Genomic DNA, 16,408 nt, shown 5'->3' with positions numbered 1-16,408 from the left:
TTAAGCCCATTTGGTATTCGTGATATACTGGTGATATCTATGCGAGTTCGCGTCACCGATTTTTTGATTTACCGCTGGCGATATATTGTCAGCTACGGTTTCTTGATCGTCTGCGTCGGAGTTGTACTGTTCATCGCAAGCTTTTATGTACCTGGTGAACTGCGTGAAGCCGAACTTACCTCGAGTGTTCAGAGCGGCTCGCTCTCTATCAAGTCTCTGTCTCCGTCGATGGTTATCGATCTTCCATATCATGTATTGCAACGCGTCATCTTCAATATCTTTGGTGTGTCGACCTTTACGATCAAACTGCCCTCGCTGATCCTCGGTGTTGGAACGGTATTGGGCCTCTTTTTACTGCTAAGCACCTGGTTCCGCCGAAATGTCGCCGTGTTTGGGACGATCATCGCTGTTACCTCGACACAGTTTCTCTTTTTGGTACAAGACGGCACTCCAGGAATCATGCACACATTTGTCGCCGTCTGGTTATTGTTTGCAGCCACCTATGTCACGCGCCAAAAACTCTTTGGAACACTCTGGAAAGTCATCACACTTGTACTCATCGGTACTGCACTTTACTTACCGCTCGGCAGCTATTTGGTATTAGCCATCCTGACCACGTCGCTCTTTCATCCGCATATCCGCCATATTATCAAGCGGTTTTCACGTCTTCGATTTATTCTTGCGATCGTTCTCGGTTGTATCGCTATTACTCCTCTTATCTATGCTTCTATCCTCGACCCGGGCGTTGCTCGCACCTTACTGGGCATACCAGATCACTCGATCGATTTCTGGCGCAATACAACGCAAGTCGGTACAGATATCTCCGGCTTCGCCTCGCAGTCAACGGGCGCACTGGTTCGACCACTCTATTCGCTTAGTATCGTGCTGCTCGCTGGTATCGGACTTTACAAACTGATTACCTACAAATATACGGCGCGAAGCTACATCACGATGGTGTGGGGCGCGCTACTCATTCCGCTCATCATCCTCAACCCCGAACGCGTTACCGAAACATTTCCTCTCGCTGCGCTGTTGATGTCACTCGGCATCGCCACTCTCATCTCTGACTGGTACAAGCTCTTTCCGCGTAATCCCTACGCCAGAGTTGCGGGACTTATACCGCTGACAATTGTTATCATCGGTATCATGTCATTGAGCGTGCTGCGCTATATCGGAAACTATCAGTACAACTCAAGCATATTGTCGTTCTATTCAAAAGATCTGACGCTGCTCCAACGGCAACTTACCAATCTCAAGTCAACCAGCTCCAACACGATACTGTATGCTGGCCCGTCTGAGGCTGCATTTTATACCTTGGTAGCGCACTATGATAAGCGTTTTAGCGTTGACCGCTCATTTACTGCCTCAAATCAAATAGTCATCGTTGCACACGACGCTCGTACTCATATACCACCTCGCACCGAACTAAAAGAAATCGTCACCAACTCGCGAGCGACCGACGGCAACCGCTTCTATATCTATCAAACACCTTCAAAATAACGTATACTAAGACATGTTAATCCACGGGGAGGAATGAGAACTATGGCATTTAACCAAGTAAAGATGCTCAACGATTTACGCAAAGCCCAAAAAGACCTAGCCAAAGAAATTATCGAAGTAGAGGCAGGTGATGGAGCAGTCGTCGTACAAATTACGGGTGAGCTCAAAGTAAAAAGCGTCAAGATTGATCCAGCATACGTTGATCTCGACGATATCAGCGAACTCGAGCACTGGATCGAAATTGCTATTCGCGATGGTATGGCAAAAGCTCAAGAAGTTGCTGCTGAACGCATGAAACCACTCATGGGTGGCCTCGGAAATCTCGGTCTGTAACCCGCATGAGCGCGCAACTATTGCCCGAGGCGCTGCTGCGTGTTATCGATGAACTCGGACGGCTCCCTGGAGTGGGTGCCCGTACCGCCGAGCGGTACGCCTATTTCTTGCTTCGTGCCGACACGCGGACAGCCGATAGTCTGGCAACATCCATTGCAACACTTCACAGCGGCGTCAAGACATGTCCAGTAACGTTTGCTCTTATCGACGCGAACCAAGAAGTATCGCCACTCTACGACGGACGAGAACGCAACAAAAGACTCATCGCAGTCGTCGAGGAACCGCTCGATATCGTTGCCCTAGAGCGGACAGGACAATTCAAGGGGACCTACCATGTCCTAGGAGGCGCAATTTCACCGATTGATGGCGTTGGCCCCGAGCAACTGCATATCCCCGAGCTCCTCAAGCGTATCAAAATTGATAGCGTTGAAGAGGTTATCATAGCCACCAATGCCAGCGTTGAAGGTGAGTCAACTGCACTCTTTATTCAGCGGCAAATCCAAGAGGCAAAACTAGATACCAAACTAACGCGGCTCGCCCGCGGCATTCCTGTCGGTGTCGACCTCGAGTATGCCGACCAAATCACCCTCAGCCACGCACTTGAAGGCAGACGCGTCTTGTAATTCATCTCCAGAGGGCTCGAATGCCTCACTCAAGCTATCTGGAAATGAGGTAGGAACGTCGGACGTGCCAGGGGTGGCTGCAGCAGATCGCCGCTGCCACCCCTGGCCAGTGCCCGAACTCAGGCGGCCAGCGAGCGCGCGTCGGGGCGCATCACCTCCATCTCCGCGGCGAACAGCTCGGCACTGCTGCCGACCAGCCGAACGAGCCACTGCTCGCCGGTACCGGCCTTGTCCGCTGCGGCCTGCCGCAGCGCGGCCTCGACCGACTGGGGGTTGTTGGCCACCATGGAGTCGGTCGCCGCGACCACGGCCTTGATCTCCGCCACGAAGGCGGCGGCCCGCGTCGGGTCGGGCGACTGGGCGATATGGAAGAGGGGGTTGTAGCTGTCGACGAATCGCAAAGGGAGTTCCTACCTTTCGGACACTAGCGGCGTTCACCACCAGGACGATACTCATCTCGGTCGAGAGAGCCATATATATATTATATCATACTTAACAAAATAATACAACATTTGCTACAATAGGAACAATGTACACGACAGCTATCTCACAGATCTCTGATGCCGCATCAGTTGTCATCATCCAGGGCGAAAATCCTGATGGTGATAGCTTGGGTAGTTCGCTTGCTCTCGAGGAACTACTCGGCGAACAAGGCAAGCGTGTTACGATGTACTGCGCGATCGATATGCCAAAGTACCTCCGATATATCAGAGGCTGGGATAGAGTGGTCAATGAGTTTCCTTTTGATGCCGACCTGGCTATCGTCGTTGACACCGCCGCCGAAGCCTTACTCGAAAAATGTCTGGCCGTACCAGGGGCGCGACACTATCTCGAGACACATCCGGTGATTGTGCTCGACCACCATGGTGAAAATGATGAGGACGAAAGCCTCAATGATCTTTCCTTTAGCCACGAATTCGTCATGTCGTCCTCGGCGGCTTCGACTGGTGAACTCATCTATGAACTTGTCAGAGAAGCCTCGTGGCAGCTCACTCCCTCAGCAGCCGAATACCTCTATATCTCCATCGCGGCAGACACGCTCGGCATGACAACCCAGTCGGCAACTGCTGCGACGTTTCAAACTGTCGCCGATTTGGTCAAGGCGGGCGCCATTCCTGCTGAGATCGAGTTACGCCGCCGTGAGTATATGAAAAAACCCGCCGATATCCTCGCCTACAAGGCACAACTCATCGAACGCATTGAGTACCATTTGGATGGCAAGCTGGCCACCGTCCACATTCCGTGGGAAGATATTGCCGAATACAGCGACCGCTACAACCCAAGTGTTCTCGTGCTTGACGAGATGCGTCTGGTCGAGGGCGTCGAAGTAGCCTGCGCTATAAAAACCTATCCCGATGGCAAACTAACGGGCAAGCTGCGGTGCAACACACCCGTTGCCAATATGATCGCTGGTTATTTCGGCGGCGGCGGACATAGCTATGCTGCTGGCTACAAGATACACGACGCCTACGATGCCGCGCTGCACGAGCTACTCACGGCAACCGACAAAGCGCTAAGGGAATACCATGACACTCAGACTTCATAATACTCGCACACAGCAGGTCGAAGTATTTGAGCCGCTAAATAGCGAAAAGGTGACGCTGTACACCTGCGGCCCAACAGTTTATGATTATCTGCACGTCGGTAACTGGACTGCCTATATCTACTGGGATATCCTGGTCCGTACGCTTATTGCTAGCAGCTACCGAGTCGAGCGAGTGATGAACATTACCGATGTCGGCCATCTTGTCAGCGATGCAGACGAAGGTGAGGATAAACTTGAAAAGGGTGCTCGGCGCGAAGGCAAAACAGCCTGGGAGATTGCCGAATTTTACGCTGAGGATTTCGTGGCGGGTATGGAAAAACTTGGGCTACTCCCTCCCGAACATCTCGTCAAAGCAACAGATTTTATTGATCAACAGCTCGATCTCGTGCGTATTCTCAAAGATAAGGGTGTTACTTACCAAACAACCGATGGTATCTACTTTGATACGGCAAAGTTTCCAAGCTACGCTGAGTTTGCTCACCTCGACCTCGCGGCGCAAAAAGCCGGCGCTCGGGTAGAACAAAACACCCAAAAACGCCAGCCTTGGGACTTCGCACTATGGAAATTTACTCCGGCGGGCGAAAACCGTGATATGCAGTGGCCGACACCAGACGATTTGTTAGAATTACCGACTGGCTCGGCCGAGATAATGGGCTTTCCTGGCTGGCACCTGGAGTGCTCAGCGATGGCCATGAGTATCCTGGGCCCAACAATTGATATTCATACTGGTGGCATCGACCATATACCAGTGCATCACACCAATGAGATCGCTCAGAGTGAAGCCGCGAGCGGTCAGCGATTTGCAACTGTTTGGTTGCACAACAATCACCTAAAAATTGATGGTACAAAAGTCAGCAAAAGCCTTGGCAACACCTACACATTGCAGCAGCTAGAAGAGAACGGCTACTCTGCCATGGACCTGCGGCTTTTTGTGCTACAGGGTCAATTCCAAAATGAAGGCAACTTTACCTTCGATAACCTTGCTTCGGCCAAAAATCGTCTCGAAAAATGGCGTTCCTATGCGGTATTGCGGCATCAAACGCACGATCGACTTGACGATGACAATCAAAAAAACGACGCTGAGCGCGGCTCAATCTCGCTGTTAGCGGCCAGCGGAGCACTGCGCGAAGCACTGCAGGACAACCTAAACACGCCCGAAGCGTTGCGGGTTATCGACCAAGCTTTTAGTTCACTTGATAGTTGTCGTCTTGATGATATTCACCACCATGGATTAATTGAGTTCATTCGAGCCATCGATGAGCTACTCGGCCTGCAGCTTGAGCAGTCTACGCCAGATATCGACGACGACGCTAAGCGACTGATCATCGAACGACAACGTGCCCGTGATGCAAAAGACTGGCAAGCGTCCGACAGGTTGCGCGACCAATTAGCCAAAAAGAAGATTCTTATCAACGACACACCTCACGGTAGCAGATGGCAATGGGCCTAGGGGCACTAGGTCGCCTGCGACTTATCTATTTTTGTTTTGGGCTGATGTTTTGGTATGGGATCGAACAGCTCTTTCTTGACAATATCCTCCAGGACCCGTCGGCTCGCGCCGTTGTCACTACGGTATGGGCTGTGACGTTTCTCTTATCTGATATCCCGAGCGGTATTATCGCCGATCGCATCGGACGCAAACGCGCTCTCATCACCGCCAGTCTCTTTCAACTTTTATCACTCTGCATCCTGGCAATCAGTCCTTCACTCCTAGTCTATGGTATCGGCGCGGCATTCTATGCACTCTACACGGCATTTCAAAACGGCGCCTTCCAGGCCTTTTTGTATGATCACTTGTTGTCAGAGGGTCGTGAACGACGTTATGCACGCTATATGGGCCAAGCCAGCGCGCTCTTTCTACTGGGAGCAGGTGTTGCTAATGCACTCAGTGGTATCATCGCCGAATACTCAAACCTCCGTGTGCCGTATCTACTGTCGATTTTGCCAGCTCTTGTCGCACTTGCGACCATCATGACACTACGCGAACCGTCACGTCACAAGGAGAGCGAGCTCAGTGGCTGGCGTGCTCATGCAAAAGATATCATCACCGTGATTGCATCACGTCCAATTATTTGGGTTCTTGGATTGATATTTTTTGCAGCCAACGCGTTTTGGTTGACGGTCGGCGAATTTGGCCAGGTGTACATTCTTTCCTTTGGGGTCAGTGCCGCTGTACTCGGGTTACTTTGGGCACTCACGGCACTCATCTCAGGTCTGGCGCAGTTTACATCGCACTGGGTCAAAAACCGTATTGCGCACATCTCATTCGTATTCATCATCTTTTTGGTTGCTTTCGCCCTTATACAGTCATGGGTTGGTATCGGCTTATTCATCGTTATTTATGCGATTACTGGTCTTTTGGAAACGATTGCTGACGCCGCAATCCAACACCACACCCCCAGCAAGGTACGCGCCAGTGTCTTTTCGACAGTCAGCTTCGCAGCCAACGCTGCAGCAATCCCGCTTATTTGGTGGTTCAATAGTATTTTCTCTCGGCCAGGGTATCACTCAGGCAAATGTGGCTATGTCGTGGCTCATCACGGTCGTTGTACTCATGAGCCTTATAGGATACAAGCTAGTGCGGCGTTCGTCGCCGAGTAGCTAATCCTCGCCACTGAGCTTTTTTGCCAATTTGACGAGTGGTTTTTGCTGCTGCTTTTGGTGATCTCGTGAACGCTCCAAATAATCTTCGACGAGCACTTTGATACAGCCCGCCACGGGGATAGAGATAATCGCTCCAGTAATGCCAAAGACATAAATACCGATAGTAACGGCGGCCAAAATCGCCAGCGGCGAAAGCTCAATCCGCCGCGATTGGATGGTAGGTGCGATGAAGTTTCCCTCTATCTGTGAGTAAATGAGGAAGTAAATAGCAAAGATAACTGCCGCTGGCACGCTATTGATGAGAAGAAGCAGGGTGATGATCATAGCTCCGATCGGTGCACCGAAGAGGGGAATAAGTGAAAGCGTAAAAAGCATCGCAACGGTCGGCAGCGCTAGATTTGAAGGTACTTCAGGAAAAAACTGGCTCAAAATAAACACTGTCAGTCCCGCGAACAATCCATCAATGCCAGATACCGTCAACTGCCCACCTACGTAGCCTTCCACGACCGCGTGCATTTTACCAAGAAGACGCTTATGCGAAGTGATTTTTTTGTCATCCTTATAAACCGACCACAATCGGTTCAGCCACGTTGGGCCTTCGATCAACATCAAAAACGTCAAGACGAGCGTGAGAGTAGCCGCCATCATCCAGCCAAATGCCGAACCAATGCCTGATATAAAATTGCCGCCGAGATCTCTCGCAAAACGTCCTGCATCTGCTTGAATCGCCGCAACGGCCTGATCAATTTGAGGCTGAATATGGTATTTTTCGATCAAATTACCAAGCCCGCGCCATTGATTTGACATCTCTCTGACTAGTGTTGGTGCCGAATCAATGAACTTTGCTGTCTGTTGGACGATAGGTGGCACCACCAAAAACACGACTACTGCCAGCATGCCGATCACCGCCATAAAAGCTATCGCTGTGCTAAGTGTTCGACTCCGATCAGGCAAGCGGCGCGCCATCCATGAGACTGGGCCATTTAGTGCCAACGCCAAAAATAGAGCTGTTCCGATAATAAATAGCGGCATGCGAGCGCTATAGAGAGCGAGGATGGCGAATGCAAACCCAATTACTACGAGCCAAAACCGTACAAATGTTTTTGTGTCAATCTCGATACGAACTTTCATGCCTATGATTATACCACCGTTGGTAGTGAGATGCGAATAACTCTTAATTATTGCTGGACTACGTCAATACGGCAATCAGCGCCAATAGTACGAGGAGGCTGCCGGCCAGCATGGAGATAGCTACCGTCATGCGGTTGGGATAATAGTCAACCTTGTCAGAAACAACTGGGCGCGAAACAGGCTTTTTCTGGGGCGCCTTCTTGGCTGCTGATACTTTCCTTGAGGGAGTGGATTTCTTTGAGGTTGATTTTGTAGCCATGACCTAAGTGTAGACTACCGGCCGAATCGGTGCAACCTGCTTATGCTATACTACCTCTATGACTAGTGCCGAACTATTTGAGTATTACTTTCCTCCTCACATAGGTGGTAGGGGCGCGCGAAAAAAGCAGGTGAAAAGCATCGCCACAATCATTGTCGATACCGAAAACCTTGTTACGATAAACCTATCTGAGTCCTCTTTTTGGACTATTCATCCCCAACGGCTTGATGCAATTCGACAGGCATTCACCAAACGTAAGCAATGGGAAAGTACAAAGGATTCCTCTATCATCGTGAGTCATCATGGCAGTATTTCTGCCTATACCCGGCATGACGGAGATACGTTTGCGAGTATCCTTTTTGGCGATGTTGACACCATCCTCCTAGCGACATCACTCACTGAAAACGAACGAGAGCGCGTTATGTTGACCGCCCGCCAACATCATATTAGAGGCAGTCGTGTTGAAGCGGTAGCTCACCTAACGCACACTGCCGACCTCGCTGCAGCATCAGTTCATCAAGCAGAGTTTTTGGGACTCATCCTAGGTGATGTCGTACCATATCCCTCAATTCACAAGTCACTGGCTCATGCCAAACAGCAAGGAATATCGATACAGTATATTTCGCGAGACACTCATGCATTTGTATCTGGCGTTGCTCACGCGGTAGGGCTATTGCCCCCCATAAAAGAGGCCGATCGATTCAATCGCCACCTGCCACCAAGAGAGACCACTGTGCTATCAGAATGTACGAAATCAGCTTACGATGCCGTATATAAGACAACTGATCCGACAACGCTGGTTGCGCACCATCCTCTGCCGCCAATTATCGACATGCTTAGTCGCTATCGTTCACGCCTGTGGTGAGATGAATTGAGTAGCTCGATGTCGGCAAAGTCTTTTTTGCGGCCAAGATGATGCTTGCATTCGATCAATTGCTTGACACTCATAAACGATACGTCATCCTTTTGGAATGCATCTTTCTTGAGTGCTTTTAGGTCGCGCCCCATCCACGACCGCATGAGGTTGTAGCCGTTGTGCGAAAGGATCTTTTTGCCATTATCCTGGACGTATTCCTTCCATCCTTTTTCGTCACGGTAAAATCGGTATATATCGTCATTCACGACAAGGTCGGTATCACGGGTTGTGCGCAACCCTAGCACTTCCATGACGCCACCACCAATCACGACGTAGTGATCGGAGTTGAGTTCGAGCCGTTTGACCATTTCGACCACTGACCTCGTTGCTCCTGGATGCGCTTCAATAGCCGCATTGAGGGTCGGAAATATCTGTTCTTTACCAAGTAGATTTGTCATTCCATACTCATCAAACTGCGTTCGGAGCTGCGGCGAAACGTGGGCGAAACCGAGCGTTATATTGTCGATACCCAGGTGACGATGAAGCTGTTTCATGGCCTCGACAGCAGTATAATCAATACTCTCAATCGCACCCGCATCAACAATTACTTGGCGGACAGGTTCTTTTGCGGTCCTGATGGCCGCCTTGAGACGTGATACGAAATAGCTGATATTCTCAAAAAAGAGCGAGCCATCAAAACTATAGACGAGTAGCCCATCGGGGCTCGACCGAAAGCGATGGTGAGAATCAATTCGCTGTTGGGCCCAGTCTGACAATTTGCCATCACGAAGCAAAATATCGTCCTTCGGTCGATACTGACGGCTGAGGCGTTCCATCAATGATACAATCACCGCAATCAACACACCTTGCTGTACCCCTAGGAGCGCCACACCGACAAGCGCAATCATTGCGATGAAAAACTCGGTGCGATGTGCTCGCCAAATATAGACTAGCTCTTGTACGCGAATCAAGTGAAAACCGACCATGCAAACAACTGAAGCCAGAGCAGCAACCGGCATATGGACAAAGAGTGTCGATCCAAAGAGCAAGAGAAGCCCGATCAGGATACTCATGTAAACATTGACCAGCTGCGTTTTGCCGCCCGCCATATCGGCAGCCTGAGAACGCGGCGGGCTACCGTTGATAGCGAATCCGCGCGTAAGTGCCGAGACTGCGTTAGCAAATCCAAGACTAATGAGATCGGTGTTAAGTCGTATTTTGTCATCATGCTCAGCAGCCTGCGAACGGATGACTGCCGAACTTTGCGCCAAAATAACCAGCGCGATAGCCAGTGCTGCCGGAAACAGTGTCATGATGAGTCCTGGTGTAAATTGAGGAACTGTCAGCGTCGGTAAACCAGCAGGCAGCGCACCAACCAGTTTGACGCCGTAGGCAGCGACAGCAAAACTACTGCTGAGTATCGTTGCCGCAACCAAGGCCAACAACTCTGCCGGGTAGCGCGTATGCCTAAGGATGAGAATAAGTCCTACCACAAGCACCGAGATGGTTACTGTCATAGTATTAATCGTTCCCGCGTGAGCGATGATCCCTGTTATTTTTTGCAGTAAATTGCCAGACTGCTCAATACCGAGCATTTCCGGAAGTTTACCAAGTATCAATTGCACACCGACACCAGCCAAAAAACCCACTAGCACGGGGCGCGAAATCAAATCTGCCAAAAAACCGAGTTTGCTGACACCCATCAGTATCAGCAAGACCGCTGTCAATAACCCCAGGAGGACAATAGCATTGGTATAGTCGGGGCTTCCGGCGGCAGCCACCAGACCGGCACCCGACGCCACAAGCGCCGCCGTTGCTGAGTCGGCCCCGACCACAAGACGTCTGGTGTGGGCGAAAATAGCAAAGACGATGGGTGCAAAAAGCGCACTATAGAGTCCAGCCTGTGGTGGCAACCCAACGATAGCAGCAAAGCCGAGTGATTCAGGTACCGCGATGGCAGTGACGACAAGTGCCGCCAGTAAGTCAGATTTGACATACCGCCTCTTATAGCCCTCAAAACTAGGCAAAAAGAATCGTGACATATAGCTTTAGCTTACGCCGTAATACTACCTCTGTCAAATACCGTAATCAAGGTCTTTTTCGCCAGTACGAATAAAGTGCAGTACGCGCTCAGCCGTGACGGGCTTATAGGGATCGAAGTGGCCCGATTCATCAGTATTGATGAGGTGCAGGAAGCGATTTGCATCATCGCCAATGGTCACCATAGCGGGCTCTGCTATCCCGTCACGTACCTGCGGAAAGCCTGCCGCGGCGAGAAGCGCATTACAGAGACATACACTGCCATCAGTCCGCATCATCGCCACACGACGCTTGGGATGCTCTGGCGGCAACTCAGCGGCACCAACTTTTCGTAGATAATCTTCCATGGGTTCGGCAGTACACTGATACCCGATAGTCGGCTTTCCGTGAGCATCAACTCCGTGATGCGCGGTACGCAGGTGTCCGATGTCGCAAATCCGCTTGCGAGCAGGATATACGTCGGCATCGCTCACCGTGCCAGGTACTCGTCCCACTTTGATAGGGAAACCAGACGGCGAAGCGTTGGGATCAGTGTAGACATCAAGGCCACTTTCACTCGCAATTTCATCGATAATTCGCCGTTTCAGCTCAGGATCCCATCCCGACTCCTGAGCGAGCGCAAAGGCGGTACCCACCTGCACGCCGCGCGCGCCAGACAGAAGTGCATCTTCATAATCCTCGTGGGTTCCGCGCTGGCCAGCTAGCCAAAATGTTAATCCCATTTCGAGCATCTGACTGAGGTCGGCAAGATCTTGCTCGGTGTAAACCGGTTCGCCGCGCTCGTTTTTGGCACTGCCGCGCGGCGGCGCATTGTGACCACCCGCTGTTGGCGCCTCGATGACATAGCCGTCGGGAGCAAATTCTTGTTCGCTCATGCGACGCGCCAGATCATGATGAGTAATAATCGCGAGAAATGCCGGATGATTCATTGTATCAAGGTCAGGCGCGTACCGACCGAGATCGAGCGGCATCGCAAACCGACTCGGCCCCTGACCCTGTGTATGAATACCATGCAAAATCGGCTCGCCTTGATTATGTTTGATCTTATGAATCAGCTCTGGTATCTGATCGGGTATGCCGGCACCCATGATGGCCACATCGATACCACCCATCATTGCGCCAGCGAGCACGTGCATATTTGGTCGATCGAGTTTCGTCAGGAGATTGAGCCCAGTCTTGCCATTGGGGCCAGCACCGATACGCGCCAGATAGGCCTCGGCGTATGCTCCTAGCACCGTCATATCGACTGTAATGCTGGTCTCACGTGTGTTGTGATTGAACATTGACAATTGACGATACCAGAGTGACTGACCCTCTGGTCGTTCACCGCCTTCCTGAAAAAACAATCTGAGTGCACGGTCGGCAATCGCTTGATTGGGGAATGTCGCCAAAGCCTCGCGCATCTCGCCGGTGGGGTCGCCATCTTGTAATCGCCGCGAAAGCACCTCAGCAATCGCCGTACCCGAGATAACACCGACCGTACTGCGTCCAGTAGCTCGTGCCAGCCGATAATCAGAGACAGCCACCCCCATACCACCCTGAATAATATCCCAATTTCGCTCCCTAAAGGTTTCTTTAGTCACTCGCAACGCTCCTCTCGCTATTGTCATTATTGTACGCGTCAGACGTGCAAATCAAAAGCAAAAGCAGGTCAAAACGAACACTATAGGTAGTTAATTAATCATCGTCATCAACATCAAAATCAAGCAACACCACACCATATACTACCGCCAACATGGCGAACAAGTAGAGGACTACCTTTTCATTGCCAGGCCAAACGTATTCAACGACAAATGTCGCTATACCGATCAAGATACCGAGCCAGATCAACAAGGTTCTCAGAAAATTACCTGATTTTTGGACAGGCCTCTCGTGCATATATTTTTTTACCATACATCCTCCTCGTTTATAGCTATAGCATATGCTAAGCAGCGGGGGATAGCAATAGTAACGCCTCTCGTGGTATACTGCTGAAGCAATTTGCTGTTGCAATAATGGGGTGTCGCCAAGTGGTAAGGCACATGGTTTTGGTCCATGCATTCGGGGGTTCGAATCCCTCCACCCCAGCCAAATTCGGACTTTTTAGGAATTGGTCGCCCATTTGGGCGGCTTTTTCTTTGGTTGCGCAGAGCGCAAGCCAGATGTTTTCTTGGGGGGAATTGGAATTGGTGCGCGGCAGGAGCCGCGCTTGTTTTTTAGATAAAAAGAGGTTCAATCCGTCAATTTCAGCAAACGTGGCTTTTATGGCTGTCGGCTCGGCGTTTTCTGCTATTTTCTTGAGAGAAACAGCCATTTTTAGCCACTGGCGCATAGGTTCAACCCACGCATTAGCGGCAAGCGTTAGCTTGCCAATTTGCTCGTCCAGCGACTTCTTTTCGCTCATCAGTTCGGCTTGTTTGGCTTTGTATGTTGGCTGGTCAATATCTTGGTCTAAATAGCCGTCAAGAAGTCGCTGTAACTTGCCTTGCAAGTTACGCACATTGTCTTGTGCTTGGGCTATAAATGCGCCAGTGGTTCGCTCGGCTGTTTTCTCGTCCTCGTTCAGCATTTTGTTTAGTGTGTTTGCCCACGCACTCGGCAGGGCGTAGCCCTGCAAAATGTCAGATAATTGCGCCACAAGTTGCGGTTCGGTTACAGCTGGCTCGGTGCATTTCATAATTTTGCTTTTGCGCGTGCAACGGTAATAGGTATATTCGTGTATATTGCCATTCTTTTGGTGTTTTATCTTTTTCTCGGCAGTAATCGCCATATTGCACGCGCCGCAGGTCAGTAAGCCGCACAAGGCTTGTGGCGCATTTGCGCCTTTTCGCTTGTGTCCGCGCTGTTCCAGTACGGATTGCACCGCGTCAAACAGTTTCTTGGACATAATCGTCGCATGCTTGCCCTCGTAGACTTCGCCAGCATATCTAAAATGTCCGTAGTAAAACGGATTTGTCAGCATATATTTGATTTGGTCTTTTTTCAGCGGCAAGCCACCGCTGGTTTTTATACCGTTATCTGCAAAATAGTCGGCAATTTCCTGTAAGCCTTTGTCGCCTTTACTGTATAACTCAAAAGCCGATACAACCAGCGGCGCACGCCGTTTATCTACAGCAATGGTGCGGGTACGTACATCATTTATGTAACCAAGCGGTGCAAGTCCGGGCATTTCGCCGCGCCTGACTTTCTGGCGCAAACCGCGCTTGGTGTTTTCAGACAAATTGTCTACATAATACTTGCTCTGTCCAAACGCAATAGACAGCATAAACTTACCCTGACTGGTATTCTCAAACCAAAATGTTGGGAACTTTAACACCTGTAGGCACATTTGGTCTAACAAATAGACAATTTGTCCGCCGTCCACCGAGTTACGCGCCAATCTGTCGGGGTGCCACGCAATAATGCCATTGGCTTCGCCAGCTTCAATGCGAGCAAGCATTGATCCGAACTTCGGGCGACCTGGTATTTTGGCGGTGCGTTTTTCAATAATGGTGTCTACGATTTGCAAGCCGTTATCTCTGGCGTATTTCCGAAGTTCGGCAATTTGCGCCTCAATGGACAAAACTTGTTTGTCCTCTACGTCTGTACTCTTGCGAGCGTATAAAAAGTATTTTTCGCGCATAGTTTCACCCCCTAAAACTTAAATGACCGTCCTGGTGCAACCAACCTAGAAGAACTAGATTGTCCAAGACGGCCATTAAAGCCCTCAAATAAAACAATTCTTCACTGGTTGGTTGCTCTTTCATTATACCAAGGAAAACCGCCTGCGGCGGTCTAAAAACAAGCGCGGCTCCTGCCGCGCACCAATTCCAATTCCCCCCCCCAAGAAAACATCTGGCTTGCGCTCTGCGCAACCAAAGAAAAAGCCGCCCAAATGGGCGACCAATTCCTAAAAAGTCCGAATTTGGCTCAATTTTACAACGAAGCTAGAACCTATTTCCAACACAAAGTCTAAACCAAGCCCCGCCAGCCCTGACTTTTACAATTTTTCTATCTTTTACCCCCGCCGTACATCATTTTTAATTGAGAAAAAGTCAGGTCTGTCGGGTCGGTTGCGCTGGAGTGCATGGCAGTTGAATATGATTATAGATAGTAATCCAAAGCGTATGCCGCGCTCCAATTCTTTATACTTGTAGCCTTATGGTCAGTTACATGCTACATCGCTATTTGGGTCATTACTCAACGCTAGGTAGGCGTCTATTTATAATGACCGATTATCTACCAAGTTTCACTTACGGCCGCTGTAGCGCTAGTTCATTTGTGTCCATATTACGCCTCAGCTGAGCATAGTTTACTGCTACGTCAACTTCTTCATGGTCGGTAAGCGCGTAGCCTCTATATATTAGACCAGACTGCAGTCCCGCAAGGTGTCCAATGCCCCAAACCAGTAACAGCTTGGCCGCTGAGTTATCGGCTAGTGCAGTATCTATGCCTTCCAGTGCTATCTGATTGCGTGCATGTATTGTAACCCCGTCCCGTCTTTTATTACGCCGCGTGCCGTTTGCTATCGCATCTATGTCCTTTTTGAGCAAGTCAAAAATAAGTTCGTCCATAATATCCGATCCTCTGTTGGCAGCTTTTTCTAGCTTATGGTTTAAACGGCGCGCATTAATCCAATTTCCCGTAAGTGTTAAAAGGCCTGAACGGCGGACGTAATCAGCCTCTGTGATATCGTGATTTTCAGCATCTGAAATATTAAACATATCAGAGTCACACTGAGTAGTGTAATTGCTATAGTCTTCTACTAATATAAGATTATCGGCAGATATGTCAGTTCTGGCTTCTTGAACTCTAGTTTTTAGAGATTCTATAGGATTTGTCGGTGGAGTCATTTTATCATCTGATGAAATTGTCTCATAGTGAACAGTAAAGCCATTATTTTGTCTCGTCGTAATATAATTGCCTAACTTTCTGTAGTAGTCAGGCGTGCCAACATGAACAACAGAGACAATGTCAATCTGTGAGCCACTATCCAGGTGCTCAAATTTGTTTATGGGAGTCGCTATTTTCCATTCAGACATGTATAATGACATTATACACTAACTTTATTATTATGTCAACTCTTACGACGCTCTTACCTCTGTTAGCTCATGATATTGTGTGGTATTCTGCACTCCAGCGCAACCGACCCGACAGACCTGACTTTTTCTCAATTAAAAATGATGTACGGCGGGGGTAAAAGATAGAAAAATTGTAAAAGTCAGGTCTGGCGGGGCTTGGTTTAGACTTTGTGTTGGAAATAGGTTCTAGCTTCGTTGTAAAATTGAGCCAAGAAAATATCTCTTTTGCCACAAGAACAAAAGAGATATTTTCTTTTCCTGTATATTAGCCTCTTTACTTATTCTGCGATGCAGGGTGCTTGATACGCCTCTCTAGGATAGAGGCCTCAGTTGATTAGTCAAGGTGTTTCAGGGAATTAGATCCGAGCTCACCACAATTATTGCTCACTTTGAGACGATCCGAAATACGCTCAAACAGTGCAATTCGTCAACCTTCTAGCACACAACCAACAAGATTCACCACACCGAGCTGAAATT

Annotated in this window: 14 protein-coding genes, 1 tRNA gene and 1 pseudogene; 8 read left to right on the top strand and 8 right to left on the bottom strand. The window is 49.6% G+C overall.

Annotation, left to right across the window (positions count from 1 at the left end; genetic code table 11):
• Positions 1-39 precede the first annotated feature (39 nt).
• Genes L336_RS04790 through recR form a run of 3 tightly spaced genes read left to right on the top strand, consistent with a single transcriptional unit; the run spans position 40 to position 2,456 of the window.
• Complete coding sequence (locus L336_RS04790) at positions 40-1,500, top strand: ArnT family glycosyltransferase (protein ID WP_015642083.1); 1,461 nt, start codon at positions 40-42, stop codon at positions 1,498-1,500.
• A 33-nt stretch (positions 1,501-1,533) separates the two neighbouring features.
• A complete protein-coding gene (locus tag L336_RS04785; protein ID WP_041191395.1) occupies positions 1,534-1,833 on the top strand; it encodes a YbaB/EbfC family nucleoid-associated protein in 300 nt (99 codons plus the stop codon).
• Between the two features lie 5 nt (positions 1,834-1,838).
• Entirely contained in the window at positions 1,839-2,456 is a 618-nt protein-coding gene (gene recR / locus L336_RS04780) for a recombination mediator RecR (RefSeq protein ID WP_015642081.1), read from the top strand.
• A gap of 119 nt (positions 2,457-2,575) precedes the next feature.
• On the opposite strand, the gene L336_RS04775 is transcribed toward recR, so the two are convergent.
• On the bottom strand, positions 2,576-2,857 hold the full coding sequence (locus tag L336_RS04775; protein WP_041191393.1) for a hypothetical protein: 282 nt from the start codon (positions 2,855-2,857) through the stop codon (positions 2,576-2,578).
• Positions 2,858-2,985: 128 nt separating this feature from the next.
• Here L336_RS04775 and L336_RS04770 point away from each other — a divergent pair, with 128 nt between their 5' ends.
• From L336_RS04770 to L336_RS04760, 3 genes are read left to right on the top strand one after another with little or no spacing between them, the layout of a single operon-like run.
• Positions 2,986-4,002: a DHH family phosphoesterase gene (locus L336_RS04770; protein WP_015642080.1), complete on the top strand. Its 1,017-nt coding sequence runs from the start codon at positions 2,986-2,988 to the stop codon at positions 4,000-4,002.
• A complete protein-coding gene (gene cysS, locus L336_RS04765) occupies positions 3,983-5,452 on the top strand; it encodes a cysteine--tRNA ligase (protein ID WP_015642079.1) in 1,470 nt (489 codons plus the stop codon). Before L336_RS04770 ends, cysS begins: the two co-directional genes overlap by 20 nt.
• Positions 5,437-6,603 carry an MFS transporter gene (locus L336_RS04760; protein ID WP_015642078.1) on the top strand — a complete coding sequence of 389 codons (1,167 nt, stop codon included), beginning with the start codon at positions 5,437-5,439 and terminating at the stop codon, positions 6,601-6,603. The genes cysS and L336_RS04760 overlap by 16 nt, the downstream gene beginning before the upstream one ends.
• Here L336_RS04760 and L336_RS04755 read toward each other — a convergent pair whose 3' ends face one another.
• Positions 6,604-7,737 (bottom strand): AI-2E family transporter, encoded by a 1,134-nt coding sequence (locus L336_RS04755; RefSeq protein WP_015642077.1) that lies wholly within the window; start codon positions 7,735-7,737, stop codon positions 6,604-6,606. It abuts the gene before it with no gap.
• A 58-nt stretch (positions 7,738-7,795) separates the two neighbouring features.
• Positions 7,796-7,996, bottom strand: coding sequence for a hypothetical protein (locus L336_RS04750; RefSeq protein ID WP_041191390.1), 201 nt, complete (start codon positions 7,994-7,996; stop codon positions 7,796-7,798).
• Positions 7,997-8,054: 58 nt separating this feature from the next.
• Between L336_RS04750 and L336_RS04745 the strand changes: the two genes are divergently transcribed.
• On the top strand, positions 8,055-8,861 hold the full coding sequence (locus L336_RS04745; RefSeq protein WP_015642076.1) for a hypothetical protein: 807 nt from the start codon (positions 8,055-8,057) through the stop codon (positions 8,859-8,861).
• Here the strand turns inward: L336_RS04745 and L336_RS04740 are convergent.
• From L336_RS04740 to L336_RS04730, 3 genes are all read right to left on the bottom strand, one after another.
• Positions 8,840-10,894, bottom strand: a complete 2,055-nt coding sequence (locus tag L336_RS04740; RefSeq protein WP_015642075.1) for a SulP family inorganic anion transporter — start codon at positions 10,892-10,894, stop codon at positions 8,840-8,842. The genes L336_RS04745 and L336_RS04740 overlap by 22 nt on opposite strands.
• A gap of 33 nt (positions 10,895-10,927) precedes the next feature.
• Positions 10,928-12,475, bottom strand: a complete 1,548-nt coding sequence (locus tag L336_RS04735; protein ID WP_015642074.1) for a beta/alpha barrel domain-containing protein — start codon at positions 12,473-12,475, stop codon at positions 10,928-10,930.
• Positions 12,476-12,569: 94 nt separating this feature from the next.
• Positions 12,570-12,785, bottom strand: coding sequence for a hypothetical protein (locus tag L336_RS04730; protein ID WP_041191389.1), 216 nt, complete (start codon positions 12,783-12,785; stop codon positions 12,570-12,572).
• 102 nt (positions 12,786-12,887) lie between these two features.
• Here L336_RS04730 and L336_RS04725 point away from each other — a divergent pair.
• A tRNA-Gln gene (locus L336_RS04725) sits at positions 12,888-12,962 on the top strand.
• Between the two features lie 556 nt (positions 12,963-13,518).
• Here L336_RS04725 and L336_RS06050 read toward each other — a convergent pair.
• Together L336_RS06050 and L336_RS04720 are read right to left on the bottom strand one after the other, a co-directional pair.
• Positions 13,519-14,493: pseudogene (locus L336_RS06050) on the bottom strand (recombinase family protein); the annotation flags it as partial.
• A gap of 610 nt (positions 14,494-15,103) precedes the next feature.
• Positions 15,104-15,892 (bottom strand): hypothetical protein, encoded by a 789-nt coding sequence (locus L336_RS04720; RefSeq protein WP_015642073.1) that lies wholly within the window; start codon positions 15,890-15,892, stop codon positions 15,104-15,106.
• Positions 15,893-16,408: the final 516 nt, after the last annotated feature.

The organism is Candidatus Saccharimonas aalborgensis (assembly GCF_000392435.1).
GTDB classification, from domain to species: Bacteria; Patescibacteriota; Saccharimonadia; order Saccharimonadales; family Saccharimonadaceae; genus Saccharimonas; species Saccharimonas aalborgensis.
Note: the sequence above shows the minus strand (reverse complement) of the source record. Positions and strands in the feature narration are given on the sequence as shown.

Excerpts from the sequence above, each read along its gene's own strand:
- L336_RS04790 (WP_015642083.1), top strand. The coding sequence starts at position 40 with ATGCGAGTTCGCGTCACCGATTTTTTGATTTACCGCTGGCGATATATT.
- L336_RS04785 (WP_041191395.1), top strand. The coding sequence starts at position 1,534 with ATGAGAACTATGGCATTTAACCAAGTAAAGATGCTCAACGATTTACGC.
- recR (WP_015642081.1), top strand. The coding sequence starts at position 1,839 with ATGAGCGCGCAACTATTGCCCGAGGCGCTGCTGCGTGTTATCGATGAA.
- L336_RS04770 (WP_015642080.1), top strand. The coding sequence starts at position 2,986 with ATGTACACGACAGCTATCTCACAGATCTCTGATGCCGCATCAGTTGTC.
- cysS (WP_015642079.1), top strand. The coding sequence starts at position 3,983 with ATGACACTCAGACTTCATAATACTCGCACACAGCAGGTCGAAGTATTT.
- L336_RS04760 (WP_015642078.1), top strand. The coding sequence starts at position 5,437 with ATGGCAATGGGCCTAGGGGCACTAGGTCGCCTGCGACTTATCTATTTT.
- L336_RS04755 (WP_015642077.1), bottom strand. The coding sequence starts at position 7,737 with ATGAAAGTTCGTATCGAGATTGACACAAAAACATTTGTACGGTTTTGG.
- L336_RS04750 (WP_041191390.1), bottom strand. The coding sequence starts at position 7,996 with ATGGCTACAAAATCAACCTCAAAGAAATCCACTCCCTCAAGGAAAGTA.
- L336_RS04745 (WP_015642076.1), top strand. The coding sequence starts at position 8,055 with ATGACTAGTGCCGAACTATTTGAGTATTACTTTCCTCCTCACATAGGT.
- L336_RS04740 (WP_015642075.1), bottom strand. The coding sequence starts at position 10,894 with ATGTCACGATTCTTTTTGCCTAGTTTTGAGGGCTATAAGAGGCGGTAT.
- L336_RS04730 (WP_041191389.1), bottom strand. The coding sequence starts at position 12,785 with ATGGTAAAAAAATATATGCACGAGAGGCCTGTCCAAAAATCAGGTAAT.
- L336_RS04720 (WP_015642073.1), bottom strand. The coding sequence starts at position 15,892 with ATGTCTGAATGGAAAATAGCGACTCCCATAAACAAATTTGAGCACCTG.